15 protein-coding genes and 1 pseudogene are annotated in these 17,885 nt (G+C 64.1%); 1 reads left to right on the top strand and 15 read right to left on the bottom strand.

Annotation, left to right across the window (positions count from 1 at the left end):
• The 11 genes and pseudogenes from GXY33_14105 to GXY33_14055 all read right to left on the bottom strand — a co-directional run.
• Nucleotides 1-898: hypothetical protein (locus tag GXY33_14105; protein NLX06266.1), on the bottom strand; the 898-nt coding region annotated here is incomplete at its 3' end.
• A gap of 28 nt (nucleotides 899-926) precedes the next feature.
• Nucleotides 927-2,384 carry a hypothetical protein gene (locus GXY33_14100; GenBank protein NLX06265.1) on the bottom strand — a complete coding sequence of 486 codons (1,458 nt, stop codon included), beginning with the start codon at nucleotides 2,382-2,384 and terminating at the stop codon, nucleotides 927-929.
• 605 nt (nucleotides 2,385-2,989) lie between these two features.
• Nucleotides 2,990-3,220 (bottom strand): annotated as a pseudogene (locus tag GXY33_14095) (prepilin-type N-terminal cleavage/methylation domain-containing protein).
• Nucleotides 3,221-3,243: 23 nt separating this feature from the next.
• The gene (locus tag GXY33_14090) at nucleotides 3,244-4,257 is read right to left on the bottom strand and encodes a LacI family transcriptional regulator (GenBank protein NLX06264.1); all 1,014 of its coding nucleotides are present in this window, start codon (nucleotides 4,255-4,257) and stop codon (nucleotides 3,244-3,246) included.
• Between the two features lie 232 nt (nucleotides 4,258-4,489).
• A complete protein-coding gene (locus tag GXY33_14085) occupies nucleotides 4,490-5,065 on the bottom strand; it encodes a uracil-DNA glycosylase (protein ID NLX06263.1) in 576 nt (191 codons plus the stop codon).
• A gap of 44 nt (nucleotides 5,066-5,109) precedes the next feature.
• Complete coding sequence (locus GXY33_14080; protein ID NLX06262.1) at nucleotides 5,110-6,627, bottom strand: peptidase S10; 1,518 nt, start codon at nucleotides 6,625-6,627, stop codon at nucleotides 5,110-5,112.
• 29 nt (nucleotides 6,628-6,656) lie between these two features.
• Nucleotides 6,657-7,331, bottom strand: coding sequence for an alpha/beta fold hydrolase (locus GXY33_14075; GenBank protein NLX06261.1), 675 nt, complete (start codon nucleotides 7,329-7,331; stop codon nucleotides 6,657-6,659).
• Between the two features lie 46 nt (nucleotides 7,332-7,377).
• Complete coding sequence (locus GXY33_14070; protein ID NLX06260.1) at nucleotides 7,378-8,040, bottom strand: phosphoribosyltransferase; 663 nt, start codon at nucleotides 8,038-8,040, stop codon at nucleotides 7,378-7,380.
• Between the two features lie 36 nt (nucleotides 8,041-8,076).
• Nucleotides 8,077-8,970 carry a DNA-binding protein gene (locus GXY33_14065; protein NLX06259.1) on the bottom strand — a complete coding sequence of 298 codons (894 nt, stop codon included), beginning with the start codon at nucleotides 8,968-8,970 and terminating at the stop codon, nucleotides 8,077-8,079.
• Nucleotides 8,971-9,117: 147 nt separating this feature from the next.
• A complete protein-coding gene (locus tag GXY33_14060) occupies nucleotides 9,118-10,095 on the bottom strand; it encodes a glycosidase (protein ID NLX06258.1) in 978 nt (325 codons plus the stop codon).
• A 119-nt stretch (nucleotides 10,096-10,214) separates the two neighbouring features.
• On the bottom strand, nucleotides 10,215-10,541 hold the full coding sequence (locus GXY33_14055) for a hypothetical protein (GenBank protein NLX06257.1): 327 nt from the start codon (nucleotides 10,539-10,541) through the stop codon (nucleotides 10,215-10,217).
• A gap of 500 nt (nucleotides 10,542-11,041) precedes the next feature.
• Here GXY33_14055 and GXY33_14050 point away from each other — a divergent pair, with 500 nt between their 5' ends.
• A complete protein-coding gene (locus tag GXY33_14050) occupies nucleotides 11,042-11,218 on the top strand; it encodes a Flp family type IVb pilin (protein NLX06256.1) in 177 nt (58 codons plus the stop codon).
• A 149-nt stretch (nucleotides 11,219-11,367) separates the two neighbouring features.
• On the opposite strand, the gene GXY33_14045 is transcribed toward GXY33_14050, so the two are convergent.
• From GXY33_14045 to GXY33_14030, 4 genes are all read right to left on the bottom strand, one after another.
• Nucleotides 11,368-15,498: a hypothetical protein gene (locus tag GXY33_14045; protein ID NLX06255.1), complete on the bottom strand. Its 4,131-nt coding sequence runs from the start codon at nucleotides 15,496-15,498 to the stop codon at nucleotides 11,368-11,370.
• A gap of 67 nt (nucleotides 15,499-15,565) precedes the next feature.
• Entirely contained in the window at nucleotides 15,566-16,345 is a 780-nt protein-coding gene (locus tag GXY33_14040) for a prepilin-type N-terminal cleavage/methylation domain-containing protein (protein ID NLX06254.1), read from the bottom strand.
• A complete protein-coding gene (locus GXY33_14035; GenBank protein NLX06253.1) occupies nucleotides 16,342-17,400 on the bottom strand; it encodes a LacI family transcriptional regulator in 1,059 nt (352 codons plus the stop codon). The genes GXY33_14040 and GXY33_14035 overlap by 4 nt, the downstream gene beginning before the upstream one ends.
• A 155-nt stretch (nucleotides 17,401-17,555) precedes the next feature.
• On the bottom strand, nucleotides 17,556-17,822 hold the full coding sequence (locus GXY33_14030) for a hypothetical protein (protein NLX06252.1): 267 nt from the start codon (nucleotides 17,820-17,822) through the stop codon (nucleotides 17,556-17,558).
• Between the last annotated feature and the right edge of the window lie 63 nt (nucleotides 17,823-17,885).

Below are 17,885 nucleotides of genomic sequence, written 5' to 3'. Positions count from 1 at the left end.
GCCAGTGTTTCCACATTTCCGCGGCTTGGTAGACGCGTTTCGTCTCGGCGACGGATTCCCAGCGATACGGGTGGCAGTCGGCGCCGCCGGGGAATCGCAGGCAGGTGATGCCCATTTCGTCGAAGAGTTTCCACGTCCGCGACTCGGCGTCGCCGACGGGTGCGGTGTAGCCTTCCCACCAGAGCACGACGCTGCCGAAGAGCATGGGCGATATTTGCGGGTTGACGACCTTGGGCGAGAGGCGAACGGTCGCCTCGATCGGAGTATCCGGCACGACGATGCCCATGTCCCACGGGGTGCCGGCGATTTCCTGCTCGCTTGGGTTCTTGAGCCACGAGCGCATGCCTTGCGGTCCGATGTTCGGCGTTTTGTCCAGGTCCACGATACGGAAGTAGAATCCCCAGCCGCCGGTGAAGTTATCGACCTTGAGCATGATGCGGTTGATTCCGGCTTGCAGTCTGGCGACCTTCTGTTCCTGGTCGGCCTTGAGCGAGCCGTTGGTGTGGCGCTCGGCGACTTTCTCGCCGTTGATCCAGAGGGCGTAGCCGTCGTCGACTCCGAGTCGCAGCAGGACGTCGCGCTCGACGCCGCTTTCGAGGCGCGCGCAGGCGTAGGCCACGCTGTGGTTCTGTTCGCCGAGGCGCAGGAGGCCGTCATCGTCGATGGCGACCTCGCGCCAGGCCAGATCGGCCAGCGGTTCGCCCGGCGTCGGTTCGGCGGCGGCTGTTCCACCGGCTGAGGCGAGGTGGTCGGTCGTCCAGCGGTCCTCGCCGCCGATCGGGCCCAGGACCAGCCAGCTCTGGACGAACCCGTCGCTGCGCACCTTCTGCGGCAGTTTCTCGGCGATGCCGGATGACGTCAGAAGCAATACCGCCGCCACAACCGTCGTTACTCTCATCGACTTTCTCCGCTTGGTTACTGTGTGGTTAGCCGCGCGATCCGCGGTCATTGACGAACTGGAACGCGAAGAGGCGGGAATCTCGCATGACGAATCGCAGCCGGACCGGCCGGCCCGCCAGTTCCGCGATTTGCCTAGGCCCGTTCCATCGCACGGGCCATCGGACCGAATTGCCGCAGATCACCTCGCACTCGTCTTTGGCGAAGCCGGCGATCGGCTGGCCTTGCTCGTCGAGGATTTCGACCTGGGCGAATCCGCCGATGCTCGTATCGATGTTGAGTTCGAGGCGCTCCCCGTCGAAGACGATCGGCTTGGTGGTCAGTTCGCCGCCGTCGAATCCCGCATCGGCTGAGACGAAGCCGTCGAGGCGTGTGACCGCCCGGCCGATGCCGGTTCGATGCCGGCCCTGTGACCACGGATCGAGGATTCCCTCGTGGTCGAAGTTGGCGCCGAAGAAGTAGATCCAGATTTCGTCGTTCATCACCAGCGGTTGCGGGAGCACCCATACCTGTCGCGAGCACCAGCCGCCCATCGGGCCGGGGCCGAGGAAGACCGGGCGATCGCGCAGTCGCTCGAAGTTCGCCCCGTCGCGGCTGACGAGCATACGGACGTCGTAGCCGCACGGGCCGGGTCGGGTCGGGCCGCCTCGCGGATACCAGTGCCAGAACGGCTGGGCGAGCATCAGGTATGGGCCGGTTGGGTCCGGGTAGCGGAACACGCAGGCGCCGTAGTAGTCCACCGGCGGCATATCATCGCTCGCGTCGTACGTCGCCAGGTCGCGTTCGTCGGCCTGGAGGATGATGGTCGAGCGGTCCCAGTGAACCAGATCGTCGGACTCCAGCCGTCGATGGGCCCGCGAGGCGGTTTCGGGCGGCGGCGGTTTGGGCACCCACTGGCGGGTGTACATCACGTAGCGTCCGATGGTGCGGTCCCAGAAGATGCTCGCCTGCGAGTCGCAATCGCCGATCGCGGCTTCGTGCGTGCGCGTCCAGCGAAGGCCGTCGGGCGAGCTGTGGAAGACGGGTTTGTAGGCCTGGGCGTCGCAGTGGATCGAACGATAGCGGCGTTGCGGTTGGGCCTTCGGATCGATCCAGACGCTACAGCCTTCGGTGTCCGGGATGACCACGTTGTTCGGCTTTGCGCCGTCGCGCGGGCAGAGGTTCAGATCGGGTTTATCGAAGTGCACGCCGTCGGCGGATTCGGCGTAGGCGACGAATTTGTCGACGGCCACGAACCCCACCGGCTGCGGGCGCGGTTCAAGGACGTTGACCTGGTACCAGAGCCGCACCTTGCCGTTTACGGCGAGGACGCTGCTGGCGGCCCAGATGAAATCCTGCGGGCCCTCTTGCCAGGCCTTGTCGGTTCCCAGCAGCATGGCCGGTTCGGCGTGCGGGCGGTTCATGACCAGGTTCACGCCGTCCCGCCGGTCGATCAGGAAGTCATCCACGAACAGTTGCTTGGCGCCGCCGATTGTCACTGCCGCCATGGCCGCTCTCTCCGTATCCCAACTCAGTTCGTTGCCCGCACGATCTGGTCGACCCCCGTCGGCCAATACCATTGATGTCCGACCCAGCCCCACCACATGAGGTCAGGATAGCCCCACCGCATGAGGTCAGGATAGCCCCACCGCTGGGCGTGGCCGTCGACGTGGACGACGTTGGCGAACTCCGACGGTCGGGATTGGCTGTAACCCTTCACGTGGTTGGCCACGTATTGATATCCGCCCAGCCAGACGCACATGTCCAGCATCAGCGGCATCATGCCGTAGGTTCCGTGGGCATCGACGAGGCGCGGGGCCGGGACCTTATAGTAGGCTGCGCCCTGGAGGTCGTAGCAGTACCCGTAGGTGGACGACAGAGGCTTTTCCGGGTGCGCCGGGTCGTCGGGAATGTGCTCGCCGATCTCACCCCGCCTCTCGTTGTTGCTCGGGCAGTAGAACGCGGTCGCATCCGGAACCATCGCGAAGAACCGTCCGCTGTTGGGACACCCGATGAACCATTCGTGCGGCCAGAAGGGTGTCCGTCCCGCCTCCGCCGACCAGTCGCCGGCGCGATCGACGAAGACGCCTTCGGCGTCACGGTACAGCAGGTGTGCCGTTCCCAGTTGTCGTAGTTGCGAGAGGCACTGGACGTCCCGCGCTCCTTCTCGCGCCGCGGACAGCGCCGGCAGCAGGATCGCGACGAGCACGGCGATGATGGCGACCACCACCAGCAGTTCGATCAAGGTAAACGATTTCGGATTTCGAATCTCGGATTTCGAATTGGCAAAGCGGCGTCGCCGGTTCCGTTCTGCACGTCGGTATTGGCTGTTTTCTTTTTTCATCAGCATTGGCCTTCGGTGCATTTTCACGCGCTTTCGCGCACGATCAGTCGCGTCGGCAGGATCACCCGCCTACCCGGTTCCTCCTGGTTTTCGATCATGCGCAGCGTCATGTCGATCGCTTCGGCCACGATCAGCTCACGGTCCTGGGCGATCGTGGTCAGGGCCGGGTGGTAGTACTGCCCCATCCGCGTGCCGTCCATTCCCACCACCGATACGTCCTGCGGCACGCGGACGCCGCGGTTGAGCAGGCCGCGGCAGAAGCCGAACGCGGTGTAGTCAGAGTAGACCAGGAAGGCCGTTTCACTGGGCCGGGCGTCGGCCATCGCGGCACCCATCGCCTCGGCTTCTTCGAGATCGCTGAGTTTGGTCATGTAGATTTCGCGTGGCTCCACCGCGTGCCTGCGGCACGCCTCGATGAAGGCCGGGCGCTTCGGGTCCGGACTGTGCTGCGGGTCGTGCCAGCCGTTTCGATAGCCGACGAAGCAGACCCGGTCGTGACCTCGGCGCTTGAGGTATTCCACCGCTTCGCCAATTCCGCCATGCCAGTCCGAGTCGATGGAAGACAGATCGCCCACCTGTTCCGAACAGAGCACCAGCGGAAACCGCTCGCGGAGGATCTGTTCGTAGAGTGGGGTTTGCGGCGAGAGTCCCGATCCCCAGGCGATCACCCCGTCCACCCCGCGGCCCATCAGGGTTTCGAGGCATCCAAGGTTGTTCTCCTGGGTGATCCACTGGGCGACCGACAGGAGAAGATGGTAACCTCGGGCCTCGGCCTCCTGCATCGCCCGCGACGCCAGTTCCGAGAAGTGCGGCGAGTGAATGTCCCCGCAGATCATGCCCAGCGAATTGGTCCGCCCTTTGGCCAGGGACTGGGCTGAGAAGGAGGGGCGGTACTGCAGTTCGCGGGCGACCGCGAGGATTCGTTGGCGGGTTTGGTCGGAGACGCGGATGGTTGCGCGGCTTCGGTTCAGCACGGCTGAGACCGTTGACTGGTGCACTCCGACGCGTTTGGCGATTTCCGCCAGGGTGGCCGCCATTGAGTTTTATTAACTCCTGATTAGATAGGAATAAGATCAAGCGCTTGATCTAATGTGGAGGATACCAATTTCTCGAATTCCTGTCAATGCCTTTGGTGATGAATGCTCGTGAGGGGATCCGCAAGGCGAGAAGACGGGGCATTTACTATTAACAACAGTGGAGTTCTAGGACAGTAGGTGTGAATGGTCGGGCAATGTCGAGGGATTTGGTGGGCGACGTTCGCGCTACGGCTTACCTGGCGAGGGCTGGCAGGATTTGGCCCAGTTTTTGGAGGTCTTCTCGCATGGTTTGGCGCACCTGCGGCGAGCGGAGTCCGGCGGCTGGGTGGTACATCGGGACAAAGCGTCGGCCGTTGCGTTTGAGGGTCTGGCCGTGCAGGTCGCGGAGCGGGGGGGCCACCTCGAGCACCTGTTCGAGCGGCGTCTTGCCGAGGAGGATCACGACTTTGGGATCGATCCACGCGATCTGGCGGTCAAGCCAGTTGGCTTTGCAGATAGCGAGTTCGCCCCTGTGCGGTTTGCGGTTCTCCGGCGGGCGGCATTTGACCGAATTGGTGATGAAGGTCCGCTGGCGGTCGATCCCGCAGGCCTCGAGCAGCTTGTTCAGCATCCGTCCGGCCTGGCCGACGAAGGGGCGGCCCTGCTTGTCTTCCTGGGTGCCGGGCGCCTCGCCGATGATCATCACGTTGGCTTGGAGATCGCCTTCGCCGGGCACGGCGTGCCGGCGGCTCTGGTGCAGCGGGCAGCGGGCGCACGTGAGGATTTCGTCGTGGATCTTCTCAAGTCTGTTCCGTATGTCGTTCGGCAAGGCGCTGCCCTCTGGTGGATCGTTCGGTTATCAAGATGAGTGTGTCAGTCTGCACCTGGCACCGTGGCGGTTATCACCGATGAAGCGCCTTTGGCCTCTTGCACGAAACGTTTTAGGTCCTCCGAGAGGTTGGCCAGGGACGGTTCGCGGAGGTACATCATGTGCCCAGCGAAGTAGTATCGGATCGTGACGTTGTCGGCCAGCGACGGGTCGAGGCCCAGGTGCCAGATGGTGTAGTCGGTCGCGAAGTACGGGGTGGCCAGGTCGTAGTAGCCGCTGGCGACGAAGAGCTTGAGGTAGGGGTTTTTGGTCATCGCGTCGCGGAGTCGGTCGGTCAGGTCGAGGTAGCGGTTTTCGTATCGTCCGTAGTCCCACGGCTGGACGTGCTGCGGGGCGAGGATTTCGTAGAGCAGGTCGCTTTCGTATCTGAGTTCCGCGCGGACGTAGTGGTGCATGGTCGAGGAGAAGACGCCCTGGATGGCGTCGTAGCTGGGATCGTATTCGAAGGCTTCGCCGACGGCGGTGCGGTCGATTCCGGTGAATCGGCTGTCGAACCGTCCGACGGTGCGGTTGGCGTCGCGCAGAAGTTCCTTGGCGAAGCGCCAGACCGGCACGCGCAGGTCGCTGCGCGAGATGTACCGTCGCGAGAGTCCGGTGAGGCGCGAGAGCGTGTTGACCACCGCCTCCCGCCGAGCGGGGTCCAGGGTCGCGCCGCGGATCAGGGCCGGAGCGTACTGCTCGACGGCGAATCGTTCGGCCTCGGCCAGCACGTCGGGCAGGTCGCGCCGCTGAAGGGATTCGGGCAGGCGGCGGTGATACCATGCGGCAGCGGTGTAGCTGGGCAGGACCATCACGTAGGGCAGGTCATTGCCGGGATCGAACGAGATGGTCTGGAAGTTCAGCACGGTCGAGACGAGGACGACGCCGTTGAAGTACATTCCGTGGCGTTTTTGCAGGTGGGCGACGAGGCCGGCGGCGCGGGTGGTTCCGTAGCTTTCGCCGATGAGGAACTTCGGTGAGAGCCAGCGCTGGTTGCGCGTGACGTAGAGGTGGATGAACTGGGCGACGGCTTCGATGTCCTCCTCGACGCCGAAGAAGCCGTCGCCGCTTGCGCCCGGCGCCGGGCGGCTGAAGCCGGTACCGACCGGGTCGATGAAGACCAGGTCTGTGACGTCGAGGAGCGAGTACTCGTTATCGACCAGGCGGTAGGGTGGAGGCGGGGCGAAGCCCTCGCGCCGAAGCGATAGTCGTCGCGGCCCGAGCGCTCCGAGGTGGAGCCAGACGGACGCGGCGCCCGGCCCGCCGTTGAAGGCGAAGGCAACGGGCCGGTCCAGCAGGTCGGGCACGTCAAGGCGCTGGTAGGCCACGTAGAACATGCCGCCGCGAACCGTGCCGTCTTCTTTTTCGATCGGCATGGTTCCGGCGGTCGCGCGGTAGCGGACCTGCCGGCCGTCGATGGTGACACTCGCCGTTGTGACCGATGCGTCGTCGGTCGTTGGCGCCGGACGGGTCGAGGGCTTCTGGCGGCCGTAGGTCGGAGCGATCGAGAGTCCGATGCACATCACCAGTAGGAAGACAGGTCGTCGTTTCATTACTGGCTCCCCGCCTCGCCCAGATACCGTTCGAACCAGTCGGCGGCCAGGCGCGAGACCTCCTCGAGCGCGCCGGGCTCTTCGAAGAGGTGCGTGGCTCGCGGCACGATCTCGATGGCCTTTTCGCCCGGCAACTGCTCGAAGGCCTCCTGGTTCATGTCGATGACGGGGAAATCGTAGCCGCCGACGATCAGCAGGGTGGCGGCGTGGACCTGAGGCAGGTATGGCTGGGCGAGGTCGGGCCGGCCTCCGCGTGAGACGACGGCCCGCACGGTGTCGGGGTTTTCAGCGGCGGCGATCAGGGCCGCGGCGGACCCTGTGCTCGCTCCGAAGTAGCCGATGTTCATGTCCTTGATCTGGTCCTGGTTCTGGAGCCAGCCGGTGGCTCCGGCGAGTCGGTCGGCGAGCAGTCGGGTGTTGAATCGCATGGCCCGCGTTTCCTGGTCGATGCGGTCCTCGTCGGCGGTCAGCAGATCGAACAGGAGGGTTCCGAGTCCGCGTTCGCGCAGCCACTGGGCGACGAAACGGTTTCGCGAACTGAAGCGGCTGCTGCCGCTGCCGTGGGCGAAGAGGACCAGGCCGGTCGCTTCGGCTGGGACGCTCAGGTCGCCGTCGAGGACAATCGGCCCGATTTGGATTTCCACCTGCATTTCGCTTATCGTCTGTTGCGGCATGGGTCTCTCCTTTCGGTTGGCGTCGGGACGGTCGTTGCCGTCGGGTTTATCCGTGACGTCCGATCCGCTGGGCTTGTGCCTCTTCGAGAATTCCGCGGACCTCGTCGTCCGTCATCTGGGAAAAGTCCTCGTACCACGCCCCGACGCCCCCGAACGGTTCGGGAGTCATCAGGCACACGATTCGGTCGACCTGTTCGGCCAGCATATCGCAGGTGTCGGGCGCGGCGGTGGGTACGGCGACCACGACCTGGGCCGGTTGTTGTGCCCGCACCGCGTTGACCGCCGCCTGCATGGTCGCGCCGGTGGCCAAGCCGTCGTCGGTCAGGATCACGAGTTTATTTCGCAGGTCCGGCGCGGCTTGTTCGCCGCGGTAGAGCCGGTTTCGGCGTTCGAGTTCGTGCTGCTCTCTGGCGGCGACCTCAGCGACCGCCCGGTCGGAGATTCCCAGCGCGTGGATGACGTCGTCGTTGAGGACGCGCACGCCGCCGGATGCGATCGCGCCCATCGCCAGTTCCTCGTGGGCTGGCACTCCGAGTTTGCGCACCAGGAAGATGTCCATCGGGATATCGAGGGTTTTGGCGATTTCGAAGGCGACCGGAACGCCGCCCCGCGGCAGGCCCAGCACGATCGCGTCGCCGCGTTTCGCGTAGTCGGCCAGCGACTCGGCCAGGCGGCGGCCCGCTTGTGTCCGATCTCGAAATCTTAGCATGATCGTTCTCCATCCGCGTGTTGGGCGCGGCGGTTCCTACCGCTCCTGCCGATAGTACGCGCGGCAGTCCTTTTCGCGGCCGCGGACGACCCGCTTGCCGCGGAGCGATCCGGCTGCGCCCGTGACCACGGTGCTCTGCCTCTCGGCGTCGCCGTCGCGGCTGGTGTAGATGACGACCCAGTCATGGGTTTTGTTCAGTTCGTGGGCGCGATGCGTGTTCGAGAAGAGGGCGGTGTACTTCCATCCGTCGCGGCGGCCCTTCATGATCGGCAGCCACGCCTGACCCTCCGGGTTGAACCGACGCGGCGCGATGGTCCTCAGTTTGCCGGCCTCCGCCTTCTCGCGATATTCCTGGTCGACGTCCAGCAGCAGGTCGACCGGCGGGCGTTCGGAGACTGCGGCCGGCAGGCTGCGTTCGGCCCGGTCGCGTGCCTCCTGTCGCGTGCGCGCCCGCCGGGCGGCGGTACGGCTGAGCATTCCCGCCAGGACGTCGCGAATGCCTTGCGCGCGGCGTTCGCCGATTCCCTCGAGGGCTTCAAGGCGTCCGTCATGGGCGGCCCGTTCGAGTTCGGCAAGGCTTTCGATTCCCAGGTCGTTATGGATTCGCTGGGCCAGTTCCTTGCCAACGCCGGGCACGCGGACCAGCACGTCCTGCGGCTGTCGCTCGGCTTCGAGCTTCTGCTCCAGCCCGAGCCGGCCGGTCTCGAGGATTTCGCGGATGGCGCCGGAGAGTTTGGCTCCGACGCCGGGAATTTGCTCGAGTCCTTCCTGGCCCTCGCGGCGGTAGATATGGGAGGCCGGCTGGTCCAGATGGCGCAGGGAATCGGCGGCGGTGCGGTAGCTGCCGACGCGGAACACGTTGGCCCCTTGGGTCTCCAGCAGCTCGGCCACGTGCTCCAGCGTGTCGGCGATGTCCACGTTGTCCGCCATGCGATCGGCCACTGGTGATTGTCCTCCTCACGATCCGGTTGGTGCGCAGGACGCTGGCCCCCCGTTTACAATCCTAGTCCGCAGCGGAAGCTGACGGCAATCCGGCTTGGCCCTGATTTCCCGATGGGGATTTCCCTTACCGGAGCACTACTCCCAGCCCTCTTCCTGGAAGGCCGCGAGCAAGTCCGGCAGCCGGGCGGTGGCCAGACAGACCGACGTGTCCGCCGCCCCGTAGTACATCCACAGCTCCTCACCTCGCAGCAGAGCGCCGGTCGGTAAGACGATGTTAGGAATGACGCCGTTGACTTCATAGGGCGCTTCGGGGGCGAAGACCCAGCCGGGCGTGCGAGCCAGCACCTTATGCGGTTTCTCGCGGTCCAGCAGGGCCAGGCCGGCCCGATAGATCAGATTGCCGCTGAACGCCTTGACGCCGTGGTAGATCAGCAGCCATCCCTGGTCGGTCAGGATCGGCGGCGGTCCGGCTCCGACCTTCAGGCCGTCCCACCATGGTCCGCCGCGCTCGTGGAGCACCGCGTGCGGACTGCCCCAGTTGATCAGGTCGGGCGAGCTGGCGGTCCAGATGTGCTCGAGCTCGCCCACCGTCGGCCGATGCACGACCACCCAGTGGTCCTGCAGTTTGCTGGGAAACATGCAGGTGTCCTTGTTGTTGGGTCCGAAGATCAGACACAGGCGGTCGGCTTTCGCCAAGTCCCTGGATTTGGCCAGTCCCACTGACGGACCCAGTTGCGAGTAGGCCACGTAGCAATTGTCTTCCTGGACGTAGGTCACCCGCGCGTCCCCGCAGCCGAGGGATTCGTAACCGAGGTCGGGCAGGACGTCGGCCAGGATGGGTTCGGGTTCGATTCGCCATCCGTCCACTCCGTTGCGGCTGCGGGCCACGTGGATGTTGGAAAAGCCTTTGCGGTCCTCGACCCACAGCAACAGCACCACCTCACCGTCGTGCTCGGTTGCGCCAGGGTTGTAGACCGAAGCGCCCTTGAAGGGCAGGTGTCTGCTGGTGATGATCGGGTTTTGCGGGCAGCGTGCAAAGAGTTCCATGATCGGTGTCCGACCCCTCTTGCGATGGGCGTTGCCTCTCGACGCGTGTTCGCCGCGGGAGTCCATCGTAATCGGCGGGATAGCATCCGCCTATCAGGGGTTTCCCTGAAACTCCCATCGGCGAATCCTGCATACCCATCCGCGTTGCCGCACCATGTCGCGACGATCCCTCGTCGGCCGGCCGTCTACTCGCCCTGGACCTGGCGGGCGTAATCGACGGTGTAGCGGGCCCAGGGCTTGATTCGCAGGCGTTCCTTGCTGATGGGTTGGCCGGTGCCCATGCAAATTCCGTAGGTGCCGTTGTCGATGCGGCGGAGGGCCTCTTCGATTTCGAGCAGGATGCCTCGCTGGTTTTCGGCGAGGCGCATCGAGAGGCCCTCTTCGTACTCGTCGGTGCCCAGGTCGGCTGGGTGGGTTGGCTGGATCGACTGGGCTCCGCTTTTTTCCGGCTGGCTCATTTCTGCCACATCGTCGGTCAGGTCATTGTAGTCGCCCAGCATCCGGCGTCGCATCTCCACCAGAAGCTGGCGGAAATCCTCCAGTTCGTCGTCGGTCAGATAGGTCTGTTTCTCGGTCACGGCGTTCCCCCTTTCTTTGCGGCGGGCTGGTTCGGCGAACCGCGCAGCGGTCTCCGCGGTCATGGTGTGCATGTACCCCCAGAATTCTTCTCAATTATAGGAGGCTGAGACATTCCGCACCAGCAAATCCGAGCCGGCGCGGCGGGGAGCCGAGCCTTTGGCCGATAAAAGCCTCATCACAGGCGGATCGCGCGGAGGATTACCGGAACGGCGGTCCGATCGCAGGGATGTCGCCGGTCAACGTGCCGCCTCTTGCATTTGATGGCGAAATATCGTATACTGCACGCATCGCATCCAGGCGATCAGCAAGAGAGTCGAATGCTTTGGATGCGGCTTCGGGGTTGCCGCTGGCGAGTGAGCCTTCTCGACCGCATGGTTTGTGAACTACGCACAACGAGTGCGTTCGCAGGCAAAAAAGAGGAAGGAGAAGGGACATGAACAAGTTGGCCTTGCACGTTGAACGTTTTGTGCGGGAAGAAGACGGTCCCACCGTGGTTGAGTACGCCGTGATGTTGAGTCTGATCGTATTGGCTGCGGTGGCTTCGATCGTTGCACTCGGCAGCAAGGTCAACGAGAGTTTTTCGACGTTGGCGGAGGGACTGCCGGAGTAGGCGGCTTCTCGCCCCGACCATTGAACACTGCTCCCAGACGATGCCGGACTGCGGCGGCCAGGACCGTGGCCAGTGTGTGCTTGGACCGTTGCTCCTTCGTTGGAATCGCCGCAGTTCCGGCGGCTTTTCTGGGGGCGGTACCGGTCGCCCTACTTGACTCCGGTGACGGCCAACAGGGCGAGCATGCCGTGGTCGATGATCTGGTCGGCTTCGGTCGCCTTCGGATCGCCCGCATGGACGGTGATCGAGGCGATTGTTTTTTGCGGATGGGGGTTTTTCCAGAGGAAGCGGTAGGTGGCCACGTCGTGGCCGTCGGCGACCTGTCCCTGCCACGCCGGCGCCGCTTCCGGCAAGAGGGTCGCGCCGTGCCACCAGTCGGCAGCGCTCTGTCCCGCCACCACCGGCGCGTCGGCTTGGGTTCCGTCGTCGTAGGCGATCAGGTACGTGGCGAGCAGATCGCCCGACCTGGCGTAGGCGGCGGCTTGGTGAAATGCCAGATAACGGTACCTGGCATTGACCGGCATGGGCCCGGCGGATCGCGGGAACTGCTCGCCCGCCCGGCCGTGCAGCACGATGCAGCTTCGCCCATCGTTGGCGGCCTGGTCGACGATCGCAAACGGCACGTCGGCGAACGTCTGCTCGCCGGTCGGCATGTTCCGCAGGTCCTGGTGCGCGCCGAAGCCGAACCAGGCGTTGCGGCTGCCGTCGTCGACGCTTGGGCGGTTGCAGAAGGGCCGGATGTCGATCGGTTCGAAGCTTGCCCCTTCCAGCTCCGCCGCCGATCCCGGCTGAGGCGACAGACGAACGCGGCAGGCGGTCATCAGCCAGCGGAGGTAGTCCAACTGGCGGCCGAGGAGTTCCTGGTTGACGTCCCATCGAAGCTGGTCGAAGACGAACCGGCCGCGTCCGTAGTTCAGCCGCACCAGCGTTCCGCTGCTGGCGACCTCCAGCCAGTCGTCGTTTGGATAGTCGGATCGCTCGCCCAGATGGATCGGGTAATCGAACATGTACTCCGGCTGGCCCTTCAGTTCGTTCGGCTGCTGTACGTTGCCAGGCACCCACCAGAGCCATTCGTTCGACAATCCGCGCGCGAAGGGATCGGCGACGGCTTCGTCGAGTTTGTAGACGGTGTATTTCGATTTGGGACGCGAGCCGATCGTGATGCTCCAGGGGGTAATGATCGAGTCGATGCGGTCGCCGGCGATCTTGCGGTCGATGCGGTGGAAGATTACGGTTCCGCCATGGCGGTATGCCCAAGTCCGGATCGCGTCGGCGTTGGCGGCTGCGGTGTGCCAAGCCGCTTTCGTTGGCGCGATCAGCATCGCGGCGTAGGCGTCGAGGCGGTCGGCGTTCAACGGCCCGTCCTCGATCGTTTCGAACTCGACTCCCGCCCGCCCCAGGCGGTTGAGCAGTTCGGCGTCCGCCGGCCCGAGCACCGCGAGCGTGCCAAGGTTCTGCGAGCGCGTCAGGCCATACTGCAGGCACGCGTAGAGGATCTCGGCGGCGACCGGAGCGGTCTCGAACTTCTCCACGCAGGCGAGCTGGTTGAGCACGACGAGACCCGGATCGGCCAGGATCTCCATCAGCGGCGTGTACGGCAGGCCGGTGGTCCCCACGTCGAGGATGAGCCGCACGTTGCCCGCTGACGGTTTGCGGTAGCAGCCGCGTGAGACGAAGTGATCGTCGAGCCACCAGTGGAAGTCCCACTGCTGCAGGTCGCGAATGCGCAGCAGGTCGTGCGGCGTGACCACGTGGGCCATCGTGGCCGGCCGGTTGGCGACGAGTTCCATCGTCACCGGCAGCCACTTCAGGTCGGCCTCCGGCTGCTGGGCCAGTACGACCACGTTGCCGCCTCGCTTGAGGAAATCGTCGATCGTCGATTGGTCGATGTTGGCTTGCTTGCCCAGGGCTCCTTCGCCGATTGCCAGCAGATCGGCGCGCTCCAGCGTTTCGGCTGTGACCGCTTCGATCGTGCGGAACGCCACGTTCATCGTATCCAGCGTCGCGGCCGTTCGACCGGACGGGTCAAGCAGGGCGATTCGTCCGGCGAGCGGGCCGAATTGCCGGTCGCGCGGGAACAGCCGCAGCGTCTGCTCCGTCGCGTCGCAGAGCCGCTGGCCTTCCCGCAGTTCGAAGCGCAGCGTCGCGTCTTGTCGCGCGATCAGCGGCGGCAGGTCCAACGTCATCGTCTCGACGCGTCGATCTCCGGCGGCGACGTTGAATGTCGCCGTCTTCTGCGCCAGCGTTCGGCCGTCGGCCTGGACCGATGCGTTGACGGTCAGCGTGCGGTCCGCGGTCGTTCCGTTGCAGATCACGTAGGTACGCGTGAGCGGGTCGCCACCGAAGTACTGGCGGTGCTCTTCCTTGAGGAACACGGCCAGCGGGTTGTTGTAGTGCATTTCGATATCGTGCGAGAGCGCTCCGGAGGTCTGGATAACGAACGCGGCGACCTTCTGGAGGTTGTAGGCCCGGGCGATCATGTCGTACTTGTTCAAGCCGTCGAGCACCTTCCAGTTGTGGTGCGGGTATTTGCGGAACCATTCGTAGACCTTGTCGCCGGTGAAGGCGGCGTCCGCGATGGGTCCGCCGGTCGGAAACCACATCGTCTCGCCGAAGATGATCGGAATGCCGAGTGACTTGAGATTGATCCGCCCGTAATGGTGGCGCATGTCCGCGTTGTTCGGGATGTGCGGCACGTTGAGGTAGTAGTAATCGACCGGCCAGAGGTAGTCGCCGTAGCGGTGGGGGTAGTGCTCGTTGTAGGTTTCGCATCGGCCGCGAAGGTGGCCGTCGCCCTCGAAGGTCACCGGCCGGTTGTCGAGGCGGTGGAAGTGGTCGAGTATCTCGCCGAGTTTCTCGTGGAGCGTTCCGTCGGCGTCGATGTACTTCGACGCGGAGAGCATCTCATTCTCAGCCGACCACATGAACACCGAGGGGCAGTTGCCGTTCTGGCGGATCATGCGTTCGACGTCGGCGAGCCAGTTGCGCCAGTGCGGATGGTCGAAGTCGTCCTTGGGCGGGCTGGGCATGCAGCACTGGCAGATCGCCGGCAACCCCACCTGATCGGCGATCAGATACCAGTAGCGCGACATCGGCGAGACGTGGTTGCGATAGAGCGTATAGTTGCGGGCGCGGATGCCTTCGATCCACGGCACGAGCCGATCGAGGTCCCAGTTCGACGGCCTGGCGGTGTGATTGCCGAAAACCAGCCGGGGCAGAAACAGCTTTTCGTTTAAGGTGAACTGGTCGCCGCGGATGCCCGCCGTGCGCAGGCCCGTGCGGTCGTCGAATCGATCGACGAGCGTGCCGTCGATCACGAGTTGCACCCGCACCATGTAGAGGAACGGCTGTTCGAAATCCCATAACACAGCGTTGTCGGGAAACGGCACGGCCATCTCGAACCGCGTTCCGTCGACGGCGCCGAGCACCTCGGCGGATGTCGAGACGGCCGTGTCTGGCTTCGACTCGGTGACGATTCGCGGTTCGCCGCGGCGGGCTCCGATCTCATGGAGGCTCGCGATGATCCCGGCCTCCTGGCCTTCGGCCAGCCCTTTGATTGTTCCGGTCAAGACAATCCGCCTGGCCGCCACGTCCGGATCGATCTTGGTCCAGGCGATGTGCGCCGGCTGCGTGGCGATCAGGAACTGTTTGCCGTATGGCGCGACCACGCGGCCTTCGGTTCTCTGATCGTAATACACCAGGCCTTCCCGGTGTGGCGCGACGGACGGGCCGGCGGGCTGTGGTTCGCCGGACTGGGTATCGACGGACGTCACCTCTTCCGGCAGGATCATCAGATCGAGACGGTTCGGCTGGCCGAACCGGATCGCTGCGGTGATATCGACACAGCCGTAGATCCGATCGCTGTGCAGGTACGTGCCGATCAACTCTCCGTTGACCCGCAGATCGATCGCCGGCCATGCGTCGTCAATCCACCAGAACACCTTTCGGCCGGACCAATCCGCGGGGACGTCGACGTCCCGGCTGAACGTCTGGCTCTCCAACCCGCATCCCGCACTCGTCTCCCAGCCGTCCGTGATGTCCTGAACCGGGCGGATGCCGCCGGCTGACATGAACTCGGGATGGCCGCCCAACGCCTGTGGGGTGAATTGCCATTGATCGCCGGTTGGACGCGGGGCCTTCGGCGACGGCGAGGTGGCCGGAGTGTGATCGGTTCCGGTTGCCTGCATTCGCTCGTTTGCGTCATGCCGTCCATGCACCTGACCCGTCACGCCGCCACTTAACACTCCAGCCATCCAGGCCGCAAGAACCAGAGTCTTCATAGACACTCCTTCCGTCCTGTGAGAGTCGCGATAGCGCGCGTGGATTCCGTCTGAGCCCTTGTTATTCTCAGAAATACCTTCCAGGTCCGTAGAACCGGTAGAGGTAGTAGGGGAAGTTGGCGTTCCAGAAGTTCCACGCCGGCGAGAACTGGCTGTGGTACGTCGCCACCAGATCGTCGTCGTAGTCGACCTCGAAGAACTCGACCGTCGAATCTCCGGTCAATACGTTCGCCCCGCCCGGATGCACCGGCACCCAGCGGTTGAACGTCGCACTGGTCCCGCTCGTGGCCTCGAAGATCATGACCCAATGACTCGGCGGATAGCTTGTGCTGAGGTTGTAGAGGTCCGATTCGTGGAAATGGTACGTTTGGTACGTGCTCGATCCCGTATAGACGTGGGGATTCGACCAGCCGTACCATCCCGATCCGCCCGCGTAGTATGAGTTCATGGCGTATCGGTGGCCGAACGACGCTCCGGCTGGGCACTTGGCGATCTCCAGTTCGCCCGTCAGCGACTCATCGCCCGCGGTGCTCGGATCGTCTTCCAGTTTGTCCGAAACGTACGGTTGGATCTGGTGGGTCCAGCGGTTCTGGGTCGTCACCACCGGGGCCGGATAGTGGCCGTGCCACTCCATTCGATACGCCACGAATGCCGTTCCGATCTGCCGGAGGTTGCTCTGGCAGACAATTTTGTGGCCATTCGCCCGTGCCTGATTCAACGCCGGCAGCAGCACGGAGACGAGCACGGCGATGATTGCGACGACAACCAGAAGCTCGATCAGGGTGAAGGATTTGGGATTTCGAGTTCCGGATCTGGAATTGATGGAAGTGTCTTCATGCCCGCTCATGATTTTGTTCTTCCTCCATCAGCGGTTTCACGCGAGTTTTCCCAGCCGTCCGCGTCCTGAAGTCGGCGGACCACGCCGCGAAGGCAGATGGTCGGCACCGGCTGGCCCGTGGTCAGTTTCTCGAGAAGCATACGGAACGCGAGTTTGCCCATCTCAAATGCCGGCAGTTCTACGTGCGAGATCCCCAGCAGTGCCATCCCTCGCGGATCCTGCCAACATGCCGCCATCAACTCCACCCGCGCGGACGCCAACTGGTGCAGCGCCCGGTAGATCCCGGTCGCCACCACCTCGTTGTACGCGAAGATCGCGGTGGGCGGTTCCGGGCCGGTGAGTATCTCCCGAAGCTCGCACAGAAACTCGGCCGCCGGCAGCGCGTCGCGGTTCTCGAAGTGCTCGATCACTTGCGGAGCCAATCCCGCATCCGTCATCGCCTGTTCGTAGCCCTGCCGCCTTCCGCTCACCGAATAGTGCTCGTTGGTCCAGCGGACGCTCACGTGAAGGATTCGCCGGTGTCCACGCTCAATCAGGAACCGCGTCGCCTGACCACCGGTAAACGTCTCATCGAAGCAGATCGAGTCTTCCCAGTGCGTATGGGAATCGTTGATGTTCATCAGGATATAGGGCACCCGGCTCTCCGCCATGTGCCCGACCAGATTCCGGTCCAGGAGTCCCGAGACGATCAGGCCGTCGATCTTTCGCCGTTTGAGGATCTGCGGTTTTTCTCCCGTCGCCAGGAGGCGGTCCAGTTCCGCGGCTGAGTAGCTGAACAGACTCACCAGCTTGTTATCGGCGAGGGCCTCGGTGTGGATTGACGCCAGCATGGGCGAGAGCCAATGCACCCAGTCCACCTGGTGGGGGTCTTTGCTGCCGACGCAGTGGATAATCCCGATTCCGTGGGCAACCCGCGGCTTGTAGTCCAGTTCCGAAGCCGCCCGCAAGACCTTCCGGCGGGTGCTTTCGCTGTACCGTACGTTGGAACTGCCACCCCCGATGACGCTGGAGACTACCGCCTTGGACAAGCCTGCCCGCCGGGCGACATCGTCTATGGTGACCATTCGAGGCTCCTGATGATTAACGTACATCAGCTATATGATGAACATTCATCAGGATAATGGACTTCAGGCAGGATGTCAAGAGTCTATTCCAGGTGGAGGGATTCGGCCGCCCCGTCTGTTCCGAGCATCACTGGAAGTGTCTGTCCGCCAGTGGGTTACCAGAACGCGTAGACGCCTTCGTGGTTTCGCCAGGCCGGCCTCATCTGGCCGAGGCTGACCCACCGGACGTGCCCGTCGAGATATCCGTTGTTCTGGCCCGGCGGGGTCGCCGAGGGCAGCGTCCCTCCCGCCGCATCGTGATTCCCCCGGCCAGGGGTCTCCGGGGAGCCGTCCGACGCGTAACTCCAGACGAAATCGAGCGTTATCGGAGTCGCGGCCGGAGAAGCACTGTCGATGCCGTCCAGATCCTGATACGCGGTCATCCCCTCGACGGGATGGTCGTACCAGATAGGTGAGATGCCTGCAGAGGAGTGGAAGCCTGGAAT

It is taken from the genome of Phycisphaerae bacterium, from assembly GCA_012729815.1.
Taxonomy (GTDB): Bacteria; Planctomycetota; Phycisphaerae; order JAAYCJ01; family JAAYCJ01; genus JAAYCJ01.
The sequence above is the reverse complement of the archived record's forward strand: the minus strand, read 5'-3'. Positions and strand labels throughout refer to the sequence as shown.